Origin of the sequence: Rhodanobacter umsongensis (assembly GCF_042654965.1) — a bacterium.
Lineage (GTDB): Bacteria > Pseudomonadota > Gammaproteobacteria > Xanthomonadales > Rhodanobacteraceae > Rhodanobacter > Rhodanobacter umsongensis.
Genome location: NZ_JBHSMK010000011.1, coordinates 75,799 through 94,166, shown reverse-complemented (window position 1 = coordinate 94,166; position 18,368 = coordinate 75,799). Strand labels below are relative to the sequence as shown.

The window sequence follows — 18,368 nt, the reverse complement described above, 5'->3', positions numbered from 1 at the left end:
TTGAGACCGTCGCAGTATAGCGATGCCCGCTGCATCGGCCGCAGCCTCACGGCATCGCCCGTTATGATGCGTGCACAAATCGCACGTCGATGCGGTGAGGGATTCAAAGATGGACTGGAGCACGCTGTTGCGCATGCCGATGACCGTGCTGCTGGTACTGGCGGCGGTCTTGGCGCTGATCACGCTGGTGCAGCTGGTGGTGCTGCGCCGCCACCTGCACCAGCGCCACCACCTGGCGGCCAGCTGGCGCGCGCTGCTGTGCGTGGTCTTCTTCACGCTGACCCTGCTGCTGGCCGGTACCGGGGCCGCCTTGCGCGGCTATCGGCTGCTCGGCGAGGAAGCGCCAGTGGTCGACATCGACGCACGCATCCTGTCGCCGCAGCGCTGGGCGCTCACGCTCAGCTGGCCCGACGGCAGCACTCGCCAGGTGCCGCTGTCCGGCGACGATTGGCGCGTCGAGGCGGTGGTGCTGAAGTGGAAACTGCCCGCGCTGCTGGCCGGCATGCCGCCACTGTACCGCCTCGACCGCCTGTCCGGCCGCTACGACGACGCCGCGCAGGAAGCCGAGGCACCGCGCACCGTGATCAGCTTCGGCGAAGCCGGCACGTTCGACCTGCTCACCCTCAGCAAGCAGTACCCGCGGTGGCTGCCCGAGGTCGACACCGTCTACGGCAGCGGCGCGTTCCTGCCATTGGTCGACCAGGGCCACTACAGCGTCAGCCTGATGCGCACCGGCGCTCTGGTGGCGCGTCCGGATGAGGCGACCGAGCGGCGCATCGGGCAGCCGTTGGGTGGTTAGGACGGGGTGTAGCTGAGAAGGCGCTTGCGGAAGGGTCTGGCGCGAGACTAACCGGCGCGCGGCCCTGGCCAGTGCGGAGGAGCGGCCGGATCCTCGATGGTCATATTGGCGCCCTCCGTTGCACGTACGGGAACCGACGTGGCGTCGAAACCTTCCAGGCAAAAGACATTGACACCGAAGTGGTCGGGGGCCGCGCGCTTGCGATGGAAGACGTAGATTCCGCACCGGCGGCAGAAGTAGTGTTTTGCGCGGCGCGTATTCCACGCATACAGCGTCAACATCTCCTCGCCATCGAGCACGGTAAGCGACTGCTCCGGCACCTTCGCCATCACCGCGTTCCGTTTCGCACACAGCGAGCAGTCGCAGGTGGTGAGTTCCGCGATTGCCCCCTCCACGCGAAACCGTACCGCGCCGCAATGGCAGGATCCTGTGAACATCACGGGATTTCCGCCTCGCCTTCCAGGTAGAAGGCGCAGCCACCCTCCAGTTCAACGCGATCGCCAGCCAGCCGGCAGATGATCTCCCCACCGCGCCGCGAGGCCTGGTAAGCGCGAAGCGCCGTCTTGCCGAGTCGTTTGGCCCAATACGGCGCCAGCGCGCAGTGCGCACCGCCGGTCACCGGGTCTTCCGGGATGCCCTTGGCCGGAGCGAAGTAGCGGCTGACGAAGTCGTAGGTGTCGTCGCCCGGCGCGGTCACGACCACTCCTTTGTGGTCCAGGCGGGCGATTGCCGCGATATCGGGAGCCAGCTCGCGCACGCGTTGTGCACTCTCCAGCACAGCGATGTAGTTGAAAGTATCGCTCAGCACCTCGACCGGAACGGCGCCCAGCGCTTCCCTCAACCCGGGCGGCGAAGCGACGGCTCTGGACGGCCGCATCGGGAAATCCATGACGTAACCCCCAACGGTCCGGCTTACCGTGAGGGGGCCGCTCGCCGTGTGGAAGATGACCGCGTCGCGCTCAGGCTCCAGCCGGTCCAGGACTACCGCGGCGCTCGCCAGGGTGGCATGACCGCAAAGCGGCACCTCGACGGTGGGCGTGAACCAGCGTAGACGATAGTCGCGGCCTTCGGGAACCAGGAAAGCTGTCTCGGCGAGATTGTTTTCGACGGCAACGGCCTGCAGCGTCGCGTCATCCGGAAAGCGGTCCATCAGCACCACCGCGGCCGGGTTTCCTGCAAACCGGCGGGTGGTAAAAGCGTCAATATGGAATATCGGCGTTCGCATGCGGCACCTTGCTGGAAGGCCATTCGGGCCTGCGCGGCGGGAAGAGAAGGTAGAACGCTCGTCAGCAGGACGGCGAGCAGGACAAGCTGACGCTCATGTCCACTCTCCCGTTGAATGTAACGCCTGACGACTGCTAAATCCCGAAGCGCTCATCGGCTGCGCTGCCCGCCTTTTCGCCAACGGTGCCGTTGGCGAAAAGGCGTCGATGCCGCTTCAGGCGGCAGCGTCGGTGCTGCAAGTGACGCCAGCGCAGAAGAACCGGCGGCATCACCGCTTTGTCCGGCAGCGTTGCCGCCAGCAAGTGACACCCACGCCGCATGCAGCGACAACGCCGCGACGCGAAGCGCCGAATAGGCACGGTGCGGCTTCACCCGCTCAGCCCAGCAGCTTCTCGTAGCGCCAGCCATCGGCGCCATCCTGGTAGTACGCCGGCAACGCGCCAATGCGGCGATAGCCGAGTCGCTCGTAAAGCTTGATCGCGCTGTGGTTGTCGGTGCGCACTTCCAGCCGCAGCGCGCGGCAGCGGCGCTGCTGCCCGGCGGCTTCGGCAGCTTCGAGCAGGGCGGTGCCGACGCCCTTGCCGCGCGCCTCGGGCTGGGTGGCGAGCGAATACAGCCGCGCCACGCCGCTGCGCTTGCGGAAGAACAGCACGGCGGTGCCGAGGAAGTTGCGGTGGTTGGCGCTGGCCACCAGCACCAGCGCGGAGTCGCTGTCGAGATGGCGGCGGTACTGCTCGCGGCTCATGCGGTCGCTGTCGAAAGTACGGTCCTCGAGCGTCACCAGGTCATCGAGGTCGGACGTTTCGGCGCGGCGGACGCGCACGCTGGCGGTAGCGGGATGGAGATGCATGCCTGAGGTGGATATCCTGCGCGGCGCGTCGCGCGGCGTCGTGGGGCAGAGGGGCGGGGTGATCGGCACGCGCGGACCATAGCAGGTCGTTGGAGAAGGGCGTGCGTGCCCTCCGACAACTTGCCGAGTCCGGCACCTGTCCGGCCTCGGCCCCGACGAATCAACCACGCCAACATATCGTCCTTCGACAAACCCGTCGGCAGTCGCGGCCATGAAGAGCCGGCGATTTCCGTTAGGCTTGCGGGCGTTTAGTCGAGCTTCAGCGCTTTCGCTTGTACCGCGGCGGCCCTGTGCCAAACTGCGCGCCTTGCGCCAACCAGCCGCCCGCCTGCGGGCCCTCGCCGTAAACCCGCATCGCCCGAGTGGTGTCATGACCCGTCTGGTCATCGTTGTCGAAAAAGCCTCCGACTGGAGCTCGTACTACCCGTCCGTCGACGTGATGAGCGCGATGGACTATCTGCGCGAACCGGTCGGGGGCGACGACGAGCGCACCCACGTGATCAACCTGTGCCGCAGCTACAAGTACCTGGGCACCGGCTACTACGTGTCGCTGCTGGCCGAGGCGCGCGGGCACAAGGTGATGCCCTCGGTGCGCACGGTGAACGACCTGCGCCGGCGCTCGCTGTACGGTGTGGACATCGAGGATCTCAATACCAAGCTCACCCATTTCCTGCCGGCCGGGGGACGCGACACCACCGACTTCGGCATCCTCGTCTACTTCGGCGAGACCGCCTATCCCGCGCTGCAGGATCTGGCGCGGCAGGTGTTCGAATCGTTTCCCTGCCCGCTGCTGCGCATCGAGTTCGAGCGCGAGCGCGTGTGGCAGGTCAGCGCGATCAAGCCGGTCGGCCTGCAGACGCTGGACGACGCGCAGGAAGATGCGTTCGCCGAGGAGCTGGACCGCTTCTCCAAGAAGCTGTGGCGCAAGCCACGCGCGCGCAAGCTGTACCGCTACGACATCGCGATGCTGGTCGACCCGGCCGAGCAGATGCCGCCGTCGAACAAAAAGGCGTTGAAAGCCTTCGTCGCGGCCGGCAAGGAACTCGGCATCGAGGTCGATCCGATCGGCAAGAACGACTACCAGCGGCTGGCCGAGTACGATGGCCTGTTCATCCGCGAGACCACCGCCAGCGACAACCACACCTACCGTTTCTCTCATCGTGCGGAGAAGGAAGGCATGGTGGTGATCGACGATCCCACCTCGATCCTGCGTTGCACCAACAAGATCTTCCTCAACGATCTGATGGTCTCGCGCAAACTCGCCGTGCCGCGCACCGAGATCCTCTACCGCGACGACAGCAAGGGCATGAAGGACGTGATCGCCAAGCTCGGCTTTCCGCTGGTGCTGAAGATCCCCGACGGCTCGTTCTCGCGCGGCGTGGTCAAGGTGGAAGACGAGGAGGCTTTGGCGCAGGCGGCCAGCGGGCTGTTCCAGCACAGCGCGCTGCTGCTGGCCCAGGAATACGTCTATACCGAATTCGACTGGCGCGTCGGCGTGCTCAATCATGAGCCGCTGTACGCGTGCAAGTACTACATGTCGCGCGGCCACTGGCAGATCTACAACCACGGCGCCAAGGGCACCGCGAAGTCCGGCGGCTTCGAGACCATCGCGGTGAGCGATGCGCCGGCGGAGGTGGTCAAGCTGGCGCTGAAGGCGACCCAGCCGATCGGCGACGGCCTGTATGGCGTCGACCTGAAGCAGGTCGGCAGCAAGCCGGTGGTGATCGAGGTCAACGACAACCCGTCGATCGACGCGGGAGTCGAGGACGCTCATCTCGGCGATGAGCTCTATCTGCGCATCATGCGGGAGTTCCTGCGCCGGATGGAACGCAAGCGACAGGGCGTGAAAGGCTGATCCCCCGCCCCCGCCGCTTCCATGTGAGGGGCTGGAGCTTCAATGCCACACCGTCGCGTGGAGCGTGCGCCGCCGTGGCTGGAACAATGCCAGCATTCGACGCGGCAACGCCGGCTCCAGCGCCAGCAGCACGGCCAGCGGTGCACCGAGCAGCCAGAACGCCGGCGTCCAGCCAAGCAGCCCGGTATGCAGCGGAACCAGCGTGGTCAGCAGCAAAGCGCTGCCGCCCAGCAGCCACAGCATGGCGGCGCGCAGCATGCGTTGATGATGCCGCGTGGGCGGGGATGGCGTATGCATGGGTCGTCTCCTTGCGGCGTTGAAGACCGCACAATGCGCGGCGGCCATCTCACGGACTGCGACGTGGCAGGTGCGCTCCGGCGCAAGGCCGACTTGTAGAATGGGCCAGGCAACCAGCCAGGAAATATGCATGCCATCCACCCAGTTCGCCGTGTTCGGCCATCCGATCGGCCACAGCCTGTCGCCACGGATCCATCAGGCGTTCGCACGGCAGTTCGGCATCGAGCTCGACTATCGGGCGATCGACGCGGCGCCGGCCGACTTCATCGCGGCCGTGCAGCGCTTCTTCGCCGAAGGCGGCCGCGGTGCCAACGTCACCTTGCCGCACAAGGCCGCCGCGTTTGCGCTGGCGGCCACGCGCAGCGAAGCAGCCAGCCGGGCCGGCAGCGCGAACGTGCTGACGCGGCTGCCCGATGGCCGCCTCGCCGCCCACAACACCGATGGCGCCGGCATGGTGCGCGACCTGACCGAGCGTCACGACATGGATCTGCGTGGCCACACGGCGCTGCTGCTCGGCGCCGGCGGCGCCGCGCATGGGGTGGCGTGGAATCTGCTGGACGCCGGCGTGGCGACGCTGACCATCGTCAACCGTTCCCCCGAAGCGGCCGATGTGCTGGCCGACGCCATTGGCGATCCGGCGCGTGCGCACACGCGCTACTGGGAGGATCTGGCCAGCATCGGAAGCTACGACCTGATCGTCAACGCCACCTCGGCCGGCGTGCTGGGTGCTGCGCTGCAGCTGCCGTTCTCGCTGGTCGGTTCCCGCGCGCTCTGCTATGACCTCTCCTATGGGGCTGCGGCCGGCAGCTTTCTCACATGGGCGCGGACGGCTGGTGCGCGTTCCGCATTCGACGGGTTGGGCATGCTGGTGGAAACCGCGGCCGATGCGTTCGAACTGTGGCATGGCCAGCGACCGGATACCGGGCCGGTCTATCAATCCCTGAGCCAACCCGCGGCGTGAGCGCACCGAGCTGCCGGGCCGGCTGCGGCGCCTGCTGCATCGCGCCGTCGATCAGTTCGCCGATCCCCGGCATGCCCAATGGCAAACCCGCCGGCGTGCGCTGCGTGCAGCTGACCGGCGACAACCGCTGCGCGATCTTCGGCCGGCCCGAGCGCCCTTCGGTGTGCGGCAGCTTGCGTGCCGAGCCGGCCATGTGCGGCACGGACCGAACCCATGCGCTGGCCTGGCTGGCGCAGCTGGAGATGGCGACGGCTGCGCGGTGACGCCGCGCAGCCACACGGCTGAAACACAAGCTGGCTAACGTGGCGGCATCCGCCGGGAGCACGTCGATGACGGACACTCCTGCGCGCGGCCGTTGCTTGTGCAGCAGGTGTCATGCCCGATTTCCGCTTCGCTTCATCGCACCGATATGCGCTTGCCCTCGTTTCGGCGCTGGTATTGGCCCTCGCCGGCGGCATGTTCTGGTACAGCCGCGCCATGGCGAATGCCTCGTTCGATGATGCGGTAGCGTCGCCAACGGAGGCGACGGCTGCGCCTGCCGACGATGCGCAGAGCGGCAGCGGGATCTTGCTGGGGCTGGCCCGCGAAGCGATGCATGACGGGCGCCTGGTCGCGCCAGCGGGCAGCAACGCCTATGAGTTCTATCTCAGCGTATTGCAGCTGGAGCCGGAGAATCCGACGGCCAGGGACGCATTGCGCGAATCCTTCCCGCGCGCCGCGGTGGAGATCGAACGCACGATCAATCGGAAGGACCTGGAAGAAGCGCGCCGCGAAATCGATCTGCTGCGCGAGTTCGACAGCGACAACTTCACCCTGGCCCTGCTCGGCGGCAAGCTCTCGGCGGCGCGCACCATCGTGATGAAGCAGCATGAGGCAGAGGCGGCTCGCATCCAGCAGTCGTCCGCCCGGAATGCGGCGGCGCTGTAGCCCGCAAGACACGTCGGCGCAGCAACCGCCCGGGCTTCTTCAGCAGCAAATCCGCCTGCCCGGGCTGCATGAAGTCGACCACACGAACCCGCCGCACCATCATCAGAGGGACGCCAGATAGTCGTCCTTCAGCCGCACGTAGTGGTCGGCCGAATAATGCAGCTGCTCGATCTGGCGGTCGCTGAGCAGGCGCACGAATTTCGCCGGGTTGCCCAGCCACAGCTCGCGCTCGCCGACCACCTTGCCCGGCGGGACCAGTGCGCCGGCGCCTACGAAGCCGTACTTCCGCACCACCGCGCCATCGAGAACGCTGGCGTGCATGCCGATCAGGCAGTAGTCGCCGATCGTGCAGGCGTGCACCACGGCGGCGTGGCCGATGGTGACGCCCTCGCCGATCAGGCACGGAAAGCCCGGGCCGTATGGGCCGGCGTGGGCGACGTGCACGATGGCGCCGTCCTGGATGCTGGTGCGCGCGCCGACGCAGATGTGATTGACGTCGCCGCGGAGCACCGCGCCCGGCCAGATCGACACATCGTCGCCAAGCGCGACGTCGCCGATCACGCTGGCGGCGGGATCGATGTAGACCCGCTCGCCGAGGGTGGGGGCGATGCCCTTGAAGCTGCGCAGGGATTTCATCCGGGCATGGTAGCGGCCCGCGAGCCCGGCGTGGCGCGTGCGCCGCCAGGCACGGGCGCGATCCGCGGCGCCGTCACGACCCATCGCTTGATTTCGCTCCGCCTGATCGCCACGCTGGTGGTCCGCCTAGGAGCCTTCATGAGCCACGACAACCCCTTGCTGGCCGACCACACCCTGCCGGCGTTTTCGCAGATCCGGCCGGAACATGTCCGGCCGGCGATCGATACGATCCTGGCCGATTACCGCGCCGGCATCGATGCGCTCGTTGCTCCCGGCGCGCCGCGCGATTTCGCCACGGTGATGTTGACCCAGGAGCGCCTGGAGCAGCGTCTGGCGCGCGCCTGGGCGCCGGTGTCGCATCTGCACTCGGTGGCCGACAGCGAGCCGTTGCGCAAGGTGTATGGACCGGCCGAGGAGGCGCTGACCGATCACGCGATCGAGCTGGGCCAGAACCGCGATCTGTATGCCGCCGTGCAGGCGCTGGCCGACGCGCCGGACTTCGGCACCCTGCTGCGCGCGCAGCGCGCGCTGGTCGAGCATGCGCTGCGCGATTTCAGATTGTCCGGCGTGGCGCTGGAGGAGCCGGCGCGATCGCGCTTCCGCGAAATCGGCGTCGAGCTGAGCAAGCTGGCCACCGAGTTCTCCAACGCGGTGCTCGACGCCAGCGAGGCGTGGCACGAGCACATCACCGACGAACGCGACCTCGCCGGCATCCCCGAATCCGGCCGCGCGGTGCTGCGACAGTACGCCGAGGATCAAGGCCTGGACGGTTTTCTGGTCACCCTGAAACAGCCCAGCGTGCAAGCGGTGCTGACCTATGCCGACGATCGCGGCTTGCGCGAGCGGGTCTACTGGGCCTATCAGACTCGTGCTTCCGACCAGGGCCCGGATGCCGGCAAGTTCGACAACAGCGCGCGCATCGAAAGGATCCTGGCGCTGCGCCATGAAGCTGCGCAATTGCTGGGCTTCGCCAACGCGGCGGAGGAGTCGCTGGCGACCAAGATGGCAGCCTCGCCGACCGAGGTGATGGAGTTCCTGCACGACCTGGCGACCCGCGCCAGGCCGGTGGCGCAACAGGAGCTGGCCACCTTGCGCGAGTTCGCCCGCAGCGAGCTCAAGCTCGACAACCTGGAGTCGTGGGATGTCGGCTATGCATCGGAGAAACTGCGTCAGCAGCAATACGCATTGGACGAGGAACGGCTGAAATCGTACTTTCCGCTGCCGGCGGTGATCGAAGGCCTGTTCGAGCTCACCTCGAAGCTTTACGGCATCTCGCTTGCCCGCCGCGACGACATCGACGTGTGGCATCCGGATGTGCGCTATTACGACGTGCATGATGCCGGTGGCCGCGTGTTCGCCGGCGCCTATCTGGATTTGTACGCGCGCAACGGCAAGCGTGGCGGAGCATGGATGGATGTCTGTCGCGCGCGGTTCGACGACGGCGCACAGCAGCAGCCGGTGGCGTTCCTGACCTGCAATTTTGCGCCGCCGACCGAGGGCAAGCCGGCGCTGCTCACTCACGACGACGTACTCACCCTGTTCCACGAGTTCGGTCACGGCCTGCATCACCTGCTCACCGGGATCGCGCTGCCGTCGATCGGCGGCATCGACGGTGTCGAGTGGGACGCGGTGGAGCTGCCCAGCCAGTTCATGGAAAACTTCGGCTGGAACCGCGAAGCGCTGGATCTGTTCGCCCGCCACCATGAAACCGGCGAGCGTCTGCCGGAAGAGCTGTTCGAACGCATGCTGGCCGCACGCCACTTCCATGCCGGCCTGTTCCTGGTGCGCCAACTGGAATTTGCCCTGTTCGACTTCCTGCTGCATCTCGACTACGACCCCGCCGCGGGCGCGCGAACGCTGGTCGTGCTGGAGCGCGTGCGCAAGCAGGTGGCCGTGCTGCATCCGCCCGCCTGGCAGCGTTTTCCTCATGGCTTCAGTCACATTTTTGCCGGCGGCTATGCGGCCGGCTACTACAGCTACCTGTGGGCCGAGCTACTGTCGGCCGATGCATTCGGCGCCTTCGAGGAGCATGCGGCGGACCACGGCAGCGTGATCGACCGCGCTACCGGCGAGCGCTTCCGCCGCGAGGTACTCGCCGTCGGCGCCAGCCGGCCTGCGCTGGAAAGTTTCATCGCGTTCCGCGGCAGAAAGCCCGAACCTGACGCTTTGTTGCGCAGCCACGGGCTGGCTTGATGCCCGTTCGCTCACCCCGGACCGAGGCCGGGCAGGCTCTGCGCGTCGGCCCGGGCGACGGGCAACGTCGTGGGCTGGCGGCAATGGGCGGGCGGCACCATGTCGCCTTCGCTGACCCGTCATGCGGAGGGCGGCGTTCAGCGCAGCCGGGGTGGGGTGACGAATGCCAACGTCCAGACGAAAAAAAAGCCCGCCGAAGCGGGCTTTTCAAGATCGCTCAATTCCCGGGGGAATTAGGCAACCTGGACTTCCTCAGCCTGCAGGCCTTTCTGGCCCTTGGTGACGATGAACGTGACGCGCTGGCCTTCCTGCAGGGACTTGAAGCCCGTGCCCTGGATCGCGCGGAAATGCACGAACAGGTCGTCACCGCTTTCCGGGGTGATGAAGCCAAAACCTTTGGCGTCGTTGAACCACTTGACTGTACCGCTCTGACGATCCGACATGTAACATTACCTTTGAAGCATGGATGGTTTGCGGCTTGGAGCGTAGGCACCTGGCCGCAATAGGAGCAAGAAGAGGAGTTGCCTCGGACTCTTGCTTTCCCAGCATACACCGGAATATCGGCTTTCGGTAAGTTTTTCGCGCAATTCCTCCGATATTGGTTCGCGCCGGCGCCAAAACCCGGCCAAGTCCCCTTTCAGGCGCATTGTAGCGCCATGGCGTGCCGCTGGCCCGGCGCGAAGCGCTGCCTTGCGCCGGGCCTGATCCGGCGCGCGCGGGAAAAACCGCGTTGACGCATCCCTTACAATGGGGTGATGAAGATCGCCTCATGGAACGTCAATTCGCTGAAGGTGCGCCTGCCGCACCTGACCCAGTGGCTTGCCGACGCGCAACCGGACATCCTGGCGCTGCAGGAGACCAAGCTGGAAGACGCGAAGTTTCCGCTCGACGAGCTGGCCGCGGCGGGTTATCGCGCGGTGTATTCGGGCCAGAAGACCTACAACGGTGTGGCGATCCTGGCCCGTCACCAGCCGATCGACCTGGTCACCGATATCCCCGGCCTCGCGGATCCGCAGCGCCGGGTGCTGGCCGCCACCATCGGTGCCCCGGAAGCGGATCCCGCCCAGGCCTTGCGCGTGGTGAACCTTTACGTGGTCAACGGCAAGGCCGTCGGCGACGAGAAATACGCCTACAAGCTGGACTGGCTGGCGAAGGTACGCGAATTTCTGGCTGGCGAGCTCGCGCGTCATCCCCGGCTGGTGGTGATGGGCGATTTCAACATCTGTCCGGACGACCGCGACGTCTACGATCCGGTTGCCTGGGGCGAGGATATTCTGTGCTCGCCGCCGGAGCGTGCCGGACTCAAGGCGATCACCGATCTGGGCCTGCACGACAGCTTCCGCCTGTTCGAGCCGGGCAACGGCCACTTCAGCTGGTGGGACTACCGGCAAGCCGCATTCCGCCGCAACATGGGTTTGCGGATCGATCTGATCCTGATCGGCGAAGCGTTGAAATCCGTCGCCAGGGCCGCGGCGATCGACCGCGAACCGCGGCGCTGGGAGCGTCCCTCTGACCACACCCCGGTGACGCTGGAACTGGATATCTAAGGCAATGACCGCAAAAACCGAATGGCCCAGCTCGCTGGACGACAACGAACTGGATGAGCTCGATCGCTACCTGCGCGCGCACACCGGCGAGGGCGACCTGCTGCTGGACGGCGTGCACGGCCTGCTCAGCGCGCTGGCGGTCGGCCCGTTGCTGGTGCTGCCGGACGAATGGCTGCCCGAGGTGCTGCACGAGCCGTTCGCCGATGAGAGCGAAGGCAACCGTGTGCTCGCCTTGCTGGCCAAGCTCAATGATTCGATCAGCGCCGAGCTCGACGTCGAGGCTTACGAGCCGATCCTCGGCGAGGTCGAGACGGAAGGTGGCCCGGTGCTTTCCGCCGCCGGCTGGTGCGAAGGTTTCAGCCGTGGCATCGACCTGCGGGCCGCGTTGTGGGAAAACCGCCTGGCCGAAGATCCGCAACTGATGGAATTGCTTGGACCGATCATGGCGTTGGCGGTGGACGAAGGCATCCTCAGCGCCGACACCGAGTTCGAGAAGCTAAGCGAGGACGAATACGACGAATGCCTGGCGCAGGTGCCGGCCGTGCTGGGCGCGGTGAACCAGTACTGGCAGGCCAAGCCGGCGACCGAGGCCGAGGTGGAGACCATGATGCTGCAGCAGCGCCCGGACAGCACCCCGGATGACAACGCGCCGCCGCGCCAGCGCAGCGGCCACTGGGTGCACTGAGAAGCACCCACAGCAGCCCGCTGCGGGCGATGCGCCGGCTGTGCATATCCGGAGCCGGAGAGCATCATCTCCGGGCAGGCCCTCCTGCGATTTCGCGAGCCCATCCATGTCGGAGATCGGCCTGTACGCCCCGCTCAATACACTCAAGCCGGTCGCCGCGGGCATCTGGATCGTCGACGGCCCGATCGTGCACATGGCGGCGCTTGGCATGCGTGCGCCGTTTCCCACCCGCATGACCTTGGTACAACTGGCCGATGGCGGGCTGTGGTGCCACTCCCCGGTCGCACCGGACGAGGCATTGTTTGCGGCGCTCGACGCGCTCGGCCCGGTGCGGCACCTGGTGTCGCCGAACCTGCTGCACTACGCGCACATCGCCGCGTGGAAACAACGCTACCCGCGGGCGGTCGCATGGGCTTCGCCAGGGGTGCGCGAGCGTGCCGCCAGCCAGCGCATGAAGGTGCACTTCGACGCCGATCTCGACGACGCGCCACCGCCCGACTGGGTCGCCACGATCGACCAGCTGCGTTTTCGCGGCAGCCGCGTCATGCAGGAATTCGTCTTCCTGCATCGCGCCAGCGCCAGCGTGATCGTGGCCGACCTGATCGAGAATTTCGAAGCGGCGAAGCTGCCCACGCCGATGCGCTGGATGGCCCGGCTCGGCGGTGTGCTCGATCCGGACGGCAAGGCGCCGCTGGACATGCGCCTGACCTATGTCGGCCACAAAGAGGCAGCACGCGCCTGCCTCGCGCGGATGCTGGCGTGGCAGCCGCAGCGGGTGATCATGGCCCACGGCCGCTGCTACCTGGACAATGCCGCGGCGGAACTGGACCGGGCGTTTCGCTGGCTCGAATGAGATCAGCGTTGCCGTGAGGGAACTATCCGTTCCGGCGCCGATGCTTGGCTAAGTGCCCCCGTGGGGCCATCTTGGTGGTCAGTCCTTCCCCTGCCGGAGCAAGCCATGAGCGATCGCCACCTCACCCGCCGCATCCGCGGTACCGACACGTCCGACGGTGCCGGCGTGAAGCTGAAGCGCATCATCGGCCAGGCCGGGCTGGACATGCTCGATCCCTTCCTGCTGCTGGACGAATTCCGCTCGGACGACGCGGGCGACTACATCGCCGGCTTTCCGGAGCATCCGCATCGCGGCTTCGAGACCGTCACCTACATGCTGGCCGGCCACATGCAGCACCACGACAACCACGGCAACCGCGGCGACCTCACGCCCGGCAGCGTGCAGTGGATGACCGCCGGCCGCGGCATCCTGCACTCGGAAATGCCGCAGCAGGAAGATGGCCTGATGTGGGGTTTTCAGCTTTGGGTGAACCTGCCGGCGAAGGACAAGATGACCGCGCCGCGCTATCAGGACATCGGCCCCGAGCGGATTCCCGTGGTCCGGCCGGCCGAGGGGGTCGAGGTCAAGGTGATCGCCGGCGAGCTGGCCGGCGCCACCGGCCCGGTCGAGGGCATTGTCACCGCACCGGTGTATCTGGATATCGGCCTGCAGCCGGGCGCTGCGCTCACGCTCGACTTGCCGGCGGGTCATCACGGTTTCGCCTACGTGTTCGAAGGCCAGTCGGCACTGGTCGGCGGCGAGCAGCTGCGTCGCAGCGAGCTCGGCGTGCTGTCCGACGGCGAACAACTGCAGCTGGCCGGCGGCGACGAGCCGTCGCGCCTGCTGGTGGTCGCCGGCAAGCCGCTGAACGAAAGCGTGGCGCGCTACGGGCCGTTCGTGATGAACACGCCCGAGCAGATCCACGAAGCGATCGCCGATTTTCGTGCCGGCAAGTTCTGAACGGAGAGAACGCTCTTCGCCATCGCCCTTCTGCCTTGCGGGGAGAGGGGCAGCGCGGAGGGCGCGCTCTTTCGCTGGAACGCGCGCTCACCCCTTCACGCTGCCCAGCAACAGCCCTTCCAGGTAATACCGCTGCATCGCCAGGAACACCAGCAGCACCGGCAGCACGGTGACCACGGAGCCGGCCATCATCAGTTCGTTGTCCTGCGCATGCTCGCGCGCCAGCGAGGCCAGCCCGATCGGCAAGGTGTAGTGCTCCTGTCCGGTCAGCACGATCAGCGGCCACATGAAGTCGTTCCAGGCGGCCAGGAAGGTGAAGATCGCCAGCGTCACCATGACCGGCTTCAGCAGCGGAAGCACGATCTGACCGAAGATGCGCCACTCGCCGGCGCCGTCGATGCGCGCGGCTTCCAGCAGCTCGTCGGGAATGCCGCGCGCGTACTGGCGTACCAGGAAGATGCCGAACACGGTCGCCATGCCGGGCACGATGACGCCGGCGTAGCTGTTGACCAGGCCGATGTATTTCAGCAGCAGGAACAGCGGCAGCATCGCCACCTGCGCCGGAATCACCAGCGCGCCGATCAGCGCCTGGAACAGCCGCTCGCGTCCGGCGAAGCGCAGCTTGGCGAAGGCGTAGCCGGCCATCAGGTTGAACGCGAGCGAAAGTGCGGTGATCGTGCTGGAAACCAGCAGGCTGTTGAGCAGGTAGCGGCCCATCCCGGCATGCACGAACAGCTCGCGGTAGTTGCCCCAGCTGGCATGGCGCGGCAGCAGCGGCGGCGGCAGCGCGCTGGCCTCGCCGGGCGCCATGAACGATACCGACAGCATCCACAACAGCGGGAACAGCGCGACCGCTGCCGCGCCGATCAGCAGGCCGTTGATCAGCGTCTTCGCCAGACGCAGGCTCACGACGTGTCTCCGCGACGGGTGAGTTTCAGCATCAGCATCGTCACCGCGAACATGATGATGAACAGCAGGAACGCCACCGCCGAAGCGGAGCCCAGGTTCCACCACTTGAAGCCTTCGTCGTACATCAGGTACAGCACGCTGGTGGTGCTCTGCAGCGGGCCGCCCTCGGTCATCACGTAGGGCTCGGCGAAAAGCTGGAAATAACCTGACACGGTGAGGATCGACACCATCAGCATCGTCGGCGCCAGCATCGGCAAGGTGATATGGCGGAACTGCCGCCATGGCGAGGCGCCGTCGATGCGCGCGGCCTCGTACAGATCGATCGGAATCGCCTGCAGTCCGGCGAGGAAGATGATCATGTTGTAGCCGAAGTTCTTCCACACCGCGAACGCGATGATCGTCGGCATCGCCCAGTGCGGATCACCGAGCCAGTCGATCGGGTGGATGCCGAGATGGCCGAGCACGAAGTTCGCCATGCCGTACCTGGTGTTGAACAGGTAGCGCCAGATCACCGCCACCGCCACCACGGTGGTCACCACCGGCGCGAACAATGCGGTGCGGAAGAACGGCCTGGCCCGCGCCAGCGGTGAGTTCAGCAGCATGGCGCTGCCCAGCGATGCGGCCATCGACAGTGGCACGCCGACCGCCACGAAATACACCGTATGCCCCAGCGCCGACCAGAACAGCGGCCGCTGCAGCAGCGCCCAGTAGTTGCCCAGCGCGACGAAGCGCAGGTTGCGGATATCGGCCAGCGCGTAGAGGTCGTAGTCGGTGAGGCTTAGCGCCAGAGCGGCGATCACCGGCAGCAGGAAGAACACGCCCAGCACCAGCAGCGCCGGCGCGAGGAACAACCACGCCGCACGTTGCCGGTTCATCGCGCACTCGCCGCCGACGGCTGCGGATGATCGAGCACCCAGCGGCGCTTCTCCAGGATCAGGTCGGCGCGGCGGTCGATCTCGACGACCGCCTGATCCACGGTCAGTTGCCCGGCAACAGTCTGCGCGGCCACCAGCTGCATCTCGTTGGCGATGCGCTCCCACTCCGGCACCGGCGGCGCCGGCTTCACCCGTTCGAGCTGATCGCGGAACGCACGCGCCTTCGGGTCGTTGCGCAGCGCGCCGCCGTCCCACGACGCGCGCCGCGGCGGCATGTCGCCGAGCAGGTCGTAGAAGCGTTGCTGCACCGCCGGCTGCGACAGGTACTCGATCAGTGCCCACGCCTCCTGCTTATGGGGCGAGTTGCGGAAAATCACCAGGCTGGAGCCGCCGGCCACCGCCGCACCCGGACCCTCGGGGCCGGGCAGCGGCGCGGTGGCCCAGTCGTCCTGCTGCGCGGCCGGCAGGCGCGAGCGGAACTCGCCGATATTCCACGGACCGGACAGATAGAACGCGTACACGCCGCGGCCGAATTCCGACCAGGGATTGCCCGCTTCCACGTTGGTGATCGCCGGTGCCTGTCCGAGCTTGAACGTGTCGACATAGAAGCTCAGCGCATGCCTGAAACCGGCGCTTTCGAAATTGCCGTAGCGGCCGCCATCGCGCAGCAGCGGATCGGGTTGCTGCAGGGCCAGCGACATCAGCTGTTCGTATTCGTTGGTCGGCAGCAGGATGCCCCAGCGGTGGCGTTGCGCGTCACTCAGCGCGGCCAGCATCTGTCGCCACTGTGCCCAGTCGCGCGGCGGCGCATCGAATCCGGCGGCCTTGAGCAGGTCGCGGCGATAGAACAGCAGGCGTGTATCGACGTACCACGGCACACCGTACAGCGTGCCGTCGATCACGTTGGTGGCCCAGATGCTGGCGAAATAATCGTTCTGCCGGACTACGCCCGAATGGTCGACGCGCGATTGCAGCGGCTCGAGTGCGTCCAGCGCCACCATTTCCGGCAACCAGGTATTGCCGAGCTGGGTCATGTCCGGCAGCGAGCCGCCGGCGAACGCGGTGAGGAGCTTCTGGTGCGCCGCTGTCAGCGGCAGCTGCTGCACCTTTATCTGGATGTCCGGATGCACGCGCTCGAAATCCGGCAGCAGCCTGGCGATCGCTTCACCCTCGCGGCCGATGGTCCAGACGGTGAGCACCGGGCCGTCGGTGGTCGTTTTCGTGCAGCTGCCGAGCAGCGGCGTACCGATGGCCAGCCCCGCCACAAGCAGGCCGCGCCGCCAGCCGATGGCGGCGCCGGCGATCACGGCCCGGTCGTTGCCTGGCCGAGCCAGCCGCCGGTGAAGCCCGCGCGTTCGAGCCCCTTGCGGATGTACGGATTCTTCTTCATCACCTTCCACACGAAATCGCTGCGCCAGTTTTCGATCATCAGCACGATCGGGCCCTGGTCGATGCCCAGCTGCACATTGTCCACCCAGCCCATGGGCAGCAGTTTGCCGGTGCGCAGCACCGTACGGGTGTGAAAGCTTGGATTGAATGCATCGACGAAGCCGTACTGGTTGTAGATGCCCTTGCCGTAAAGCCGCTTCATCTCCGCCAGCGCGGGAATCACCAGCTCCGGTGCAAACGCGATCGAGCCCGCCGCGGCGGTCGGTGCGATGGTGCCATCGTCGACGATCTCATCCAGCCCTGCACCACGAGCGGTATAGCCCTGGAACTCCTCGCGGCGGCCGTGGCCCTCCACGACGATGCCGCCGGGACCGTTGCTGGCGGTCAGGCCCCACACGTTCTTGCCATAGCCGGTCCAGCCGCCCGGGTTGGCGATGGCGTAATTGCGCTGCGCGATCACGGCGCGACGGCTGTTCTCGAAATAATCCAGACCGTGTTCGCGGCTCCAGGCATCGCGGATGCCGCGGAAGTCGATCCAGCTCTCGCTGTACTGATGGCCGAACAGCGGCGCGAAGTTGAGGAAGGTCTGTCCCTCGAAGGTGCCCCAGGTTCGCTGGTTTGTGGAAAGCCACGCCGTCCACGCCTCCGGCCCGACCGGATGGGTCGGCGAGCCGAGCGCGAGGATGTACACCAGCATGGCTTCGTTGTAGCCCTTCCAGTCGGCCGGGATGAACTTGCCGCCGGGCGTCCAGCCCATGCTGATCAGCGGCGCACGCACCTGCGCCCAGTTCCAGTTGACGCGGCGGTAGATGCGGTCGGCCAATGTGCGGATCTCGCGTTCGGCCGGCGTGTCGCGGTCGTAGTAGGACTGCGCGAACAACACGCCGCCGAGCAGCAGCGTGGTATCCACGGTGGACACTTCGGTCCAGCGCGCAAAACGCTTGCCGCTCTTCATGTCGAGGAAATGGTAGAAGAAGCCCTGGTAGCCGCTGTCGTCGTCCTCGCTGTCGCCCTGCGGTGCGCGGTCGAAGAATCGCAGCGTGGCGAGGGTGCGCTCGGCCGCCTGCGGGCGGGTGATGTAGCCGCGCTCCGCGCCGATGCCGTAGGCGGTCAGGCCAAAGCCGACCGCGGCGATGCTGGAGAACGACTCGCCGGGATAGTGGTCGGGGACCAGTCCGTTGGCGGGATTCGCGCTGTCCCAGAAGAAGCGGAAGCTGCGCTGTTCGAGATCGCCGACCAGCGCCGGGACGGCCGGTGCGCGGATGGCGGGTGCGGCGACGGAGTGTCGTGCCACGCCTGGCATGGCAGCGAACGTCAGCGCCGTGCCGAGCAGGGCGCCGAGCCAGGCATTCCGTTTGAAAATCTTCATCGATACTCAGGGGGTGTGCGGCGGGTTGGCGGCCTATCGAACCGCCTCCTCAGGTGCTCT

General features: G+C 66.7%; 20 protein-coding genes. 10 read left to right on the top strand and 10 right to left on the bottom strand.

All coding sequences use genetic code 11. The annotated features are described in order from the left end of the window. Positions 1-109: 109 nt before the first annotated feature. Positions 110-799, top strand: a complete 690-nt coding sequence (locus ACFPME_RS17150) for a hypothetical protein (RefSeq protein ID WP_377306911.1) — start codon at positions 110-112, stop codon at positions 797-799. Between the two features lie 47 nt (positions 800-846). Here ACFPME_RS17150 and ACFPME_RS17145 read toward each other — a convergent pair whose 3' ends face one another. The 3 genes from ACFPME_RS17145 to ACFPME_RS17135 all read right to left on the bottom strand — a co-directional run bounded on the left by ACFPME_RS17145 (position 847) and on the right by ACFPME_RS17135 (position 2,873). Then, positions 847-1,236 (bottom strand): GFA family protein, encoded by a 390-nt coding sequence (locus tag ACFPME_RS17145; protein WP_377306910.1) that lies wholly within the window; start codon positions 1,234-1,236, stop codon positions 847-849. Continuing rightward, positions 1,236-2,024, bottom strand: coding sequence for a PhzF family phenazine biosynthesis protein (locus tag ACFPME_RS17140; protein ID WP_377306909.1), 789 nt, complete (start codon positions 2,022-2,024; stop codon positions 1,236-1,238). The genes ACFPME_RS17145 and ACFPME_RS17140 overlap by 1 nt, the downstream gene beginning before the upstream one ends. Before the next feature lie 375 nt (positions 2,025-2,399). Continuing rightward, on the bottom strand, positions 2,400-2,873 hold the full coding sequence (locus ACFPME_RS17135) for a GNAT family N-acetyltransferase (RefSeq protein WP_377306908.1): 474 nt from the start codon (positions 2,871-2,873) through the stop codon (positions 2,400-2,402). Positions 2,874-3,243: 370 nt separating this feature from the next. Here ACFPME_RS17135 and ACFPME_RS17130 point away from each other — a divergent pair, with 370 nt between their 5' ends. Beyond that, positions 3,244-4,728, top strand: coding sequence for a RimK family protein (locus tag ACFPME_RS17130; protein ID WP_377306907.1), 1,485 nt, complete (start codon positions 3,244-3,246; stop codon positions 4,726-4,728). A 39-nt stretch (positions 4,729-4,767) separates the two neighbouring features. Here ACFPME_RS17130 and ACFPME_RS17125 read toward each other — a convergent pair whose 3' ends face one another. Further along, positions 4,768-5,025, bottom strand: coding sequence for a hypothetical protein (locus tag ACFPME_RS17125; RefSeq protein ID WP_377306906.1), 258 nt, complete (start codon positions 5,023-5,025; stop codon positions 4,768-4,770). A 130-nt stretch (positions 5,026-5,155) separates the two neighbouring features. Between ACFPME_RS17125 and aroE the strand changes: the two genes are divergently transcribed. The 3 genes from aroE (at position 5,156) to ACFPME_RS17110 (ending at position 6,913) form a co-directional block, all read left to right on the top strand. Next, positions 5,156-5,986 carry a shikimate dehydrogenase gene (gene aroE, locus ACFPME_RS17120; RefSeq protein ID WP_377306905.1) on the top strand — a complete coding sequence of 277 codons (831 nt, stop codon included), beginning with the start codon at positions 5,156-5,158 and terminating at the stop codon, positions 5,984-5,986. Further along, entirely contained in the window at positions 5,983-6,249 is a 267-nt protein-coding gene (locus ACFPME_RS17115; RefSeq protein WP_377306904.1) for a YkgJ family cysteine cluster protein, read from the top strand. The genes aroE and ACFPME_RS17115 overlap by 4 nt, the downstream gene beginning before the upstream one ends. A gap of 112 nt (positions 6,250-6,361) precedes the next feature. Further along, a complete protein-coding gene (locus ACFPME_RS17110) occupies positions 6,362-6,913 on the top strand; it encodes an energy transducer TonB (RefSeq protein ID WP_377306903.1) in 552 nt (183 codons plus the stop codon). Positions 6,914-7,015: 102 nt separating this feature from the next. Here the strand turns inward: ACFPME_RS17110 and ACFPME_RS17105 are convergent, their stop codons facing one another. Next, positions 7,016-7,549 (bottom strand): gamma carbonic anhydrase family protein, encoded by a 534-nt coding sequence (locus tag ACFPME_RS17105; RefSeq protein WP_377306989.1) that lies wholly within the window; start codon positions 7,547-7,549, stop codon positions 7,016-7,018. 138 nt (positions 7,550-7,687) lie between these two features. On the opposite strand from ACFPME_RS17105, the gene ACFPME_RS17100 reads away from it, so the two are divergent. Then, positions 7,688-9,742 carry a M3 family metallopeptidase gene (locus ACFPME_RS17100; protein WP_377306902.1) on the top strand — a complete coding sequence of 685 codons (2,055 nt, stop codon included), beginning with the start codon at positions 7,688-7,690 and terminating at the stop codon, positions 9,740-9,742. 233 nt (positions 9,743-9,975) lie between these two features. On the opposite strand, the gene ACFPME_RS17095 is transcribed toward ACFPME_RS17100, so the two are convergent. Beyond that, complete coding sequence (locus ACFPME_RS17095) at positions 9,976-10,185, bottom strand: cold-shock protein (RefSeq protein ID WP_007082376.1); 210 nt, start codon at positions 10,183-10,185, stop codon at positions 9,976-9,978. A 312-nt stretch (positions 10,186-10,497) separates the two neighbouring features. Between ACFPME_RS17095 and xth the strand changes: the two genes are divergently transcribed. The 4 genes from xth to ACFPME_RS17075 all read left to right on the top strand — a co-directional run bounded on the left by xth (position 10,498) and on the right by ACFPME_RS17075 (position 13,766). Beyond that, positions 10,498-11,289 carry an exodeoxyribonuclease III gene (xth, locus tag ACFPME_RS17090; RefSeq protein WP_377306901.1) on the top strand — a complete coding sequence of 264 codons (792 nt, stop codon included), beginning with the start codon at positions 10,498-10,500 and terminating at the stop codon, positions 11,287-11,289. Between the two features lie 4 nt (positions 11,290-11,293). Next, entirely contained in the window at positions 11,294-11,974 is a 681-nt protein-coding gene (locus tag ACFPME_RS17085) for a YecA/YgfB family protein (RefSeq protein ID WP_377306900.1), read from the top strand. Positions 11,975-12,080: 106 nt separating this feature from the next. Next, positions 12,081-12,827: a DUF4336 domain-containing protein gene (locus tag ACFPME_RS17080; RefSeq protein ID WP_377306899.1), complete on the top strand. Its 747-nt coding sequence runs from the start codon at positions 12,081-12,083 to the stop codon at positions 12,825-12,827. Between the two features lie 105 nt (positions 12,828-12,932). Then, positions 12,933-13,766 (top strand): pirin family protein, encoded by an 834-nt coding sequence (locus ACFPME_RS17075; protein ID WP_377306898.1) that lies wholly within the window; start codon positions 12,933-12,935, stop codon positions 13,764-13,766. 87 nt (positions 13,767-13,853) lie between these two features. On the opposite strand, the gene ACFPME_RS17070 is transcribed toward ACFPME_RS17075, so the two are convergent. From ACFPME_RS17070 to ACFPME_RS17055, 4 genes are read right to left on the bottom strand one after another with little or no spacing between them, the layout of a single operon-like run. After that, complete coding sequence (locus tag ACFPME_RS17070; protein WP_377306897.1) at positions 13,854-14,675, bottom strand: carbohydrate ABC transporter permease; 822 nt, start codon at positions 14,673-14,675, stop codon at positions 13,854-13,856. Further along, a complete protein-coding gene (locus ACFPME_RS17065) occupies positions 14,672-15,550 on the bottom strand; it encodes a carbohydrate ABC transporter permease (RefSeq protein ID WP_377306896.1) in 879 nt (292 codons plus the stop codon). The genes ACFPME_RS17070 and ACFPME_RS17065 overlap by 4 nt, the downstream gene beginning before the upstream one ends. Beyond that, complete coding sequence (locus ACFPME_RS17060; protein WP_377306895.1) at positions 15,547-16,857, bottom strand: sugar ABC transporter substrate-binding protein; 1,311 nt, start codon at positions 16,855-16,857, stop codon at positions 15,547-15,549. Before ACFPME_RS17060 ends, ACFPME_RS17065 begins: the two co-directional genes overlap by 4 nt. Further along, positions 16,854-18,308 carry a glucoamylase family protein gene (locus ACFPME_RS17055; RefSeq protein WP_377306894.1) on the bottom strand — a complete coding sequence of 485 codons (1,455 nt, stop codon included), beginning with the start codon at positions 18,306-18,308 and terminating at the stop codon, positions 16,854-16,856. The genes ACFPME_RS17060 and ACFPME_RS17055 overlap by 4 nt, the downstream gene beginning before the upstream one ends. Positions 18,309-18,368 lie beyond the last annotated feature (60 nt).